The sequence below is a fragment of the Gammaproteobacteria bacterium genome (assembly GCA_016765075.1).
Classification (GTDB): Bacteria; Pseudomonadota; Gammaproteobacteria.
In genome coordinates this window covers 1-5,743 of the sequence record JAESQP010000133.1, presented here as the reverse complement: position 1 = coordinate 5,743, position 5,743 = coordinate 1, and the positions used below count along the sequence as shown (strand labels likewise).

Sequence of the window (5,743 nt, the reverse complement as noted above, 5' to 3'; positions counted from 1 at the left end):
GTTAAATCTATTCATGCAGCATTACATCCAGACAACGGAAAATCGATTTATTTTGTTGCTAAAGGTGATGGTACGCATTATTTTTCTGAAACTTTGCAAGAACATAATGACGCAGTACGCAAATACCAGTTAGGTGGGAAACGCTAGTATGGTAAAGGCAGCCCAAGGTAAATTTATTACCATTGAAGGTATCGAGGGCGTTGGTAAAAGCACCCATATCAATACCATTCATCGTTTTTTTGATAAACAAGACATTGAATGTATTGTCACGCGGGAACCAGGTGGTACTGGTCTTGGCGAAGATATTCGTGAATTGTTATTAGGACATCAACACCAGGCAATGAGCAGTCCTTGTGAATTGCTTTTAATGTTTGCCTCACGTGCGCAGCATCTTGCACAAGTGATTAGACCAGCCCTGAAAAAAGGTCAATGGGTGATCTGTGATCGCTTTACTGATGCCACCTATGCCTATCAAGGTGGCGGCAGAGGCATTGACGATAAGCAAATTGCCTTACTTGAGGCATGGGTGCATGGTGAACAACACCCTGGGACTACGTGGCAGCCGGACTTAACCTTTTTACTTGATACTGATGTTGCGACCGGTATGGCGCGTGTACACAAACGTGGCGCTACAGACCGCTTTGAATCAGAGGCTACTGCTTTTTTTCAGCGCGTACGCGAAAAATATCTTGAGCGGGCACGTGAGAACCCTTCGCGTATTACAATGATTGATGCTAGCCAACCACTAAGTGACGTCGAGGTGAGCATCCGTCAACAGCTTAGTATTTTCTTAGGGCTAGGGAACCTCTGATTTATTCATGGAACACGACCTTGCACCTGAAATATCCCAGCTCTGCGTTACGAATCTTGCCAATAGTCCCACTATTGGCTGCAATTCGCGTCTTGATCTGGAATATTTCAGGCACAATCTCGCTATCCCAGAATAAATCAGAGTTTCCCTAGGCTAATGACTACGCAAAGTATGCGCTTACCTTGGCATGAAACACTTTGGCGGCAACTTGAGCAGAGCCTGCAACAGCAGCGCTTGGCTCACGCTTATTTGATACAAGGGCCTGCGGGTGTCGGTAAATCTCACTTTACTATCAACCTGGCCAAAGCATTACTCTGCGAACAAGGTACTGTCGAAGTACAGCAAATACTCAAAGCCTGTGGTCAATGCAAAAGCTGCCATTTATTTACGGTGGGCAGTCATCCCGATTATCGTCTGTTGGCGAGTGAGGAGGGCAAGGCTATTGGTGTCGACGTGATACGTGATACCTCAGCATTTTTCTCGCTGACACGTCAATACGGACGTTACCAAATTGCTATGATCTCTAATGCTGAACGTATGACCACCGCAGCAGCTAATGCCTTACTCAAGACCCTGGAAGAGCCGCCTGCTGGTGCCTTATTGCTGCTCATTAGCGAGCAAGCTTCTTTATTACCGGCAACGATACGCAGCCGCTGCCAGACGCTACGTTTTATCGTGCCTACGCCAGACACTGCCTTAAACTGGTTGATAGAGGAGGGGATTAAACCTGACCAAGCTCAGTATATTCTCGGTTTAGCGCGCGGCGCACCGGTTTATGCGAAAGAACTCGCCAATGAAAACGCCTCTAACGACGGCGAAAAAGAGCACAATATTGTTGTCGAAGGTGCACGCGATTTATACCTTGGTCGTATAAACCCCGTTGATTTAGCAGAGGCCTATCTAAAACCGGGCCTAAAGTTAAGCGCAAAACACGCGCTATATAGCTTGTGGCAGTGGAAGGCGGAAATGGTGAGAAACCTCGTCATGCACCCCCACGCTTTCGCGGAGTCTGCCCCGTGCTTGACACGGGGGGCAAGCTCTGGAGGGGCTACGAACCAAAATGACGCCGACAGCACATTGGCGCAAATGATTGGGCAGCGTCGTTTACTGATACGAATAAATGGGCTTAGCACAGCAATAAAACGGCTGGACTCACAACTCAATGAGCAATTAATCCTTGAGGATGTATTAATATCTTGGATTTAATAGTTTATATAACTAATTGATATAAAATATGAATTCAGAAAAAAAACAGCGCATCTTATCATTGTCGATCAAGGACAAAAGCGCCTTATATGCCGCCTATATGCCGTTTGTCACTCATGGTGGTTTGTTTGTCCCGACGAAGACTGATTACGAGATCGGTGACGAAGTGTTCTTACTGCTGACCCTCATGGCCGACAAAGAGAAGCTTCCTGTCGTCGGTAAAGTCTGTTGGATCACCCCCAACGGCTCACAAGGTGGACGTGCAACCGGTATCGGCATTCAATTTAATGCCGAAGAGGGTATTGATGTGCGTAACAAGATCGAAACCCACCTTGCAGGGGTGTTAGATTCTGATCGTGTCACCCACACAATGTGATAGTCGCTGGTATCAATTTACCAATAAATTTCAAGCTATCTCGCCAAGATAATAGACGTATTTTAATTCAGTATTGAAAGCTAACTTACAAACCACGGTACTCTTACCTTGCTGAAGTCTTTGATACTTATAGTCTAGCGGGATAAAAAAGCATATCAGCCCGTTTAAACCGTTATAATCGAATCAATGTTTATTGACTCACACTGTCATCTAGATCTGATCGACCCCGACCAGAATGGCGAAAACCTACCAGAATTACTCAATAGCGCACGTGACAACAAGGTTGATGCGATGCTATGCGTATCGATCAGCCTCGAAAACTTTCCGAGAATGCTATCGCTAATTACGCCGTATCCCCAAGTATATGGTTCGGTGGGTGTTCACCCTACACATGATTGCGAAAATGAGCCCGAAGTCGATCAGCTCATTGCGTTGGCAGACAACCCCAAGATTATCGCTATTGGTGAAACAGGGCTAGACTATTTTCATTGTCAAGGTGACATGACATGGCAGCAAGAGCGTTTTCGACGGCATATCGCAGCCTCTAAGGTGACCGGCAAGCCGTTGATTATCCATACGCGTGATGCCAAGGTTGATACCATTAAGCTTATGCAAGATGAAAACGCGCAAGATGCGCGTGGTGTGATGCATTGTTTTGTTGAAGACTGGCAGACGGCCAAAGCGGCGATGGATTTAGGTTTTTATATTTCCTTTTCCGGTATTGTCACGTTTAAAAATGCCAAAGAGCTAAAAGAGGTTGCCAAGCAAGTGCCTTTAGATCGTCTATTGATCGAGACCGATTCACCGTATTTAGCACCCGCGCCCAATCGTGGTAAAACCAATCAGCCGGCTTATGTAAAACATGTTGCCGAACATATCGCACAACTGCGTAACACTAGCACAGAAGAAATTGCGCGCATCAGCAGTGATAATTTTTATACTCTATTTAATACTGCAAAACGTCCTGTTATGAGCTAGTAAGAATATCAGCATGACTTATGAAGAATTCAATGAATTTTGCCGCTCCTTTGCGGCCACTTCATATGTCATTCAATGGGGAGGCTCTCATGTATGGAAAGTGGGAGGGAAAGTATTTGCCATTGGAGGCTGGGAGAAAGCTAATAAACCAGCATTCACATTTAAAACGTCAGAACTCAATTTTCATTTTTTGAGTGACCAGCCCGGCTATCGACCAGCACCTTACCTTGCCTCACGCGGAATGAAGTGGATACAACAATATGATACGCTTGATCCGGAAGGCGATGAACTCATGTACTATCTCAAGGAATCTCACCGTATCGTTTCCTTAGGCTTAACTAAGAAGAAGCAGAAAGAACTTGGTCTCAATCAGGACTAACTATGCAAGTTAAAGCAAACGTTACACAGGCGAATCAGCAAACCGCTACGCAATTTTTTGACCGCTAATGCGAGACGATAATACTCAAGCCGCTTGAGTGATTTGTTGTACCGCATTGAGCGCTATGTCTAACTGTTCTTTGGTATTGTAGAAGTGTGGTGAAAAACGCACACCACCTCCTCTATGCGCACAAATAATATTTTGTTTTTTTAAGCGTGAATAAAGTATTTCACTTGCAACAACATTATGAGAAAACGTGACAATACCACCATGGCGGCCTTCTTCAATATTGCTTAATAAACTAATCCCATCGATATTTTGTAACCCTGAAATAAGGTAGCGCGTATTATTAATGACAGCCAATGCAACGTTATCCATGCCAACATCTAATAACAAACCAATACTCGCGTTTAGCGCATGAATGCCTAACATATTAGGGCTGCCACATTCAAAGCGGCGTGCATTGTCAGCAATCTGCCAATCATCCCGGTCGTACTGCCCCAAGGCCTTAACCATGTGCCAACCATATTGGTTTAGGCTTAAAACGTTACGTTGTTTTTCGCTACAGTAAAATAGCGCAATTCCTTCAGGGCCTAATAACCATTTATGGCCATCGGCGACGACAAAATCAGCAGGTGTTTTTTTTAAATCAAAGGGTAGGGCGCCAATACTTTGAATGGCATCAACACAAAATAAAATATTCTTTTTCTGACAATGTTCACTGATACGTTTCAGGTCGAGGCATAAACCACTTACATATTGCACTGAACTTACGGTAATTAATCGCGTTCGTACTGTGCTCTGTTCAATCAGTAAACTTTCTACATCGTCATTACCATGGGTGTCAATTATTTTTACAACAACCCCCTTAGCACGTAACGACTCCCATACAATACGATTCGATGGGAACTCCTGATCTAACAACAAGATCTCATCGCTTTCTTGCCAATCAATACCGTAGGCAATTATTGACAATCCTTCCGAGGTGTTTTTTACTAAAGCAATATCATTAATCGACGGAGCGTTAATCAACTTTGCCAAGCCCAGTTTTAATGAATGTTCTGTCTTTAACCAACGATCATAATGACTAGCACCAATGGTTAAATTTTCTTTTGCGAAGCGGTTTATTTCATTGATTGCACATTTCGGCCAAGGTCCCATTGCGGCGTGGTTGAGATAGCATAAGTCATCGGCTTGAGGGAATTGTTCACTAAGGTCTATCACGATAATTATTGTTAGCTTGAATTAAGCTTTATACTATAAAGCTGACCAGCCTCGTTAGAAATATAAAGTCGGTTACCATAAAAAGTGATCGCTTCAGTCACCCCAATATCGCGAGTGCGTAGATGCTTAATATGCCCAGAGAACCAATTCTCTTCCAAAGCGTTACGAGTAAACAACCAAATTGAACGTTTGGCTAGTATGGCTAAACGTAGACCTGATTGGTCGACCTCAGCTCCAGTGATCAAAGCTTCACCAAAATTGATGCGAGTTACTAGCCGTGCTGCATGACCCAATTCATCATTCTCTTGCAAGCGATACCACTTGGATATGCTACTACCCCAACCTTTGGTGATAAGATTAAGACTGTGGTCAGAATAAAAAATGGCTTCAACATCAAACTCATTACGCGACATAAAAAACCCAGACTGGTCTTCGTAGTTATAGGGGATTTTTCTGAGCAATGGTAGTTTGTTTGTGCCGTCGAAACTTAACGGTTCTGCCAATTGATAAATAATCGGAGTGCGCGCAAAATTCAGGTTGTGGCCACTGTCGGCAATATAGAGAGTGCCCTTGCCATCGCTTGCCATAGCTTCCCAGTCAAAGTTTTCAGCCCCTTCAATAGAAAAACCAGCGGATAAACCTGATTTAAGTGATGTACCATTAAGTAAAACAGGGAAAATTTTAGCACTATTACCACTGTCATTTAAGGTCCATAAAACACCATCATGAATGGCTGACGTGGCTAAACCCGAAGATTCGTTTACGTGTT

8 protein-coding genes are annotated in these 5,743 nt (G+C 43.9%); 6 read left to right on the top strand and 2 right to left on the bottom strand.

Annotated elements, in window-relative coordinates:
* The 6 genes from JKY90_07930 to JKY90_07905 form a co-directional block, all read left to right on the top strand.
* Nucleotides 1-147 (top strand): endolytic transglycosylase MltG (locus JKY90_07930; GenBank protein ID MBL4852190.1); only part of this gene is annotated, 147 nt, incomplete at its 5' end.
* 1 nt (nucleotide 148) lies between these two features.
* A complete protein-coding gene (locus JKY90_07925; protein MBL4852189.1) occupies nucleotides 149-811 on the top strand; it encodes a dTMP kinase in 663 nt (220 codons plus the stop codon).
* A 156-nt stretch (nucleotides 812-967) separates the two neighbouring features.
* Nucleotides 968-2,017: a DNA polymerase III subunit delta' gene (gene holB / locus JKY90_07920; GenBank protein ID MBL4852188.1), complete on the top strand. Its 1,050-nt coding sequence runs from the start codon at nucleotides 968-970 to the stop codon at nucleotides 2,015-2,017.
* Between the two features lie 28 nt (nucleotides 2,018-2,045).
* The gene (locus JKY90_07915; GenBank protein MBL4852187.1) at nucleotides 2,046-2,393 is read left to right on the top strand and encodes a PilZ domain-containing protein; all 348 of its coding nucleotides are present in this window, start codon (nucleotides 2,046-2,048) and stop codon (nucleotides 2,391-2,393) included.
* A 186-nt stretch (nucleotides 2,394-2,579) separates the two neighbouring features.
* The gene (locus JKY90_07910) at nucleotides 2,580-3,371 is read left to right on the top strand and encodes a TatD family hydrolase (GenBank protein MBL4852186.1); all 792 of its coding nucleotides are present in this window, start codon (nucleotides 2,580-2,582) and stop codon (nucleotides 3,369-3,371) included.
* A gap of 13 nt (nucleotides 3,372-3,384) precedes the next feature.
* On the top strand, nucleotides 3,385-3,750 hold the full coding sequence (locus tag JKY90_07905) for an MmcQ/YjbR family DNA-binding protein (GenBank protein ID MBL4852185.1): 366 nt from the start codon (nucleotides 3,385-3,387) through the stop codon (nucleotides 3,748-3,750).
* 84 nt (nucleotides 3,751-3,834) lie between these two features.
* Here the strand turns inward: JKY90_07905 and JKY90_07900 are convergent, their stop codons facing one another.
* Both JKY90_07900 and JKY90_07895 read right to left on the bottom strand, forming a co-directional pair.
* Nucleotides 3,835-4,977, bottom strand: coding sequence for an aminotransferase class V-fold PLP-dependent enzyme (locus tag JKY90_07900; GenBank protein ID MBL4852184.1), 1,143 nt, complete (start codon nucleotides 4,975-4,977; stop codon nucleotides 3,835-3,837).
* A gap of 8 nt (nucleotides 4,978-4,985) precedes the next feature.
* A partial coding sequence (locus tag JKY90_07895) for a hypothetical protein (GenBank protein MBL4852183.1) occupies nucleotides 4,986-5,743 on the bottom strand: 758 nt, incomplete at its 5' end.

Excerpts from the sequence above, each read along its gene's own strand:
- JKY90_07925 (MBL4852189.1), top strand. The coding sequence starts at position 149 with ATGGTAAAGGCAGCCCAAGGTAAATTTATTACCATTGAAGGTATCGAG.
- JKY90_07910 (MBL4852186.1), top strand. The coding sequence starts at position 2,580 with ATGTTTATTGACTCACACTGTCATCTAGATCTGATCGACCCCGACCAG.
- JKY90_07905 (MBL4852185.1), top strand. The coding sequence starts at position 3,385 with ATGACTTATGAAGAATTCAATGAATTTTGCCGCTCCTTTGCGGCCACT.
- JKY90_07915 (MBL4852187.1), top strand. The coding sequence starts at position 2,046 with ATGAATTCAGAAAAAAAACAGCGCATCTTATCATTGTCGATCAAGGAC.
- holB (MBL4852188.1), top strand. The coding sequence starts at position 968 with ATGACTACGCAAAGTATGCGCTTACCTTGGCATGAAACACTTTGGCGG.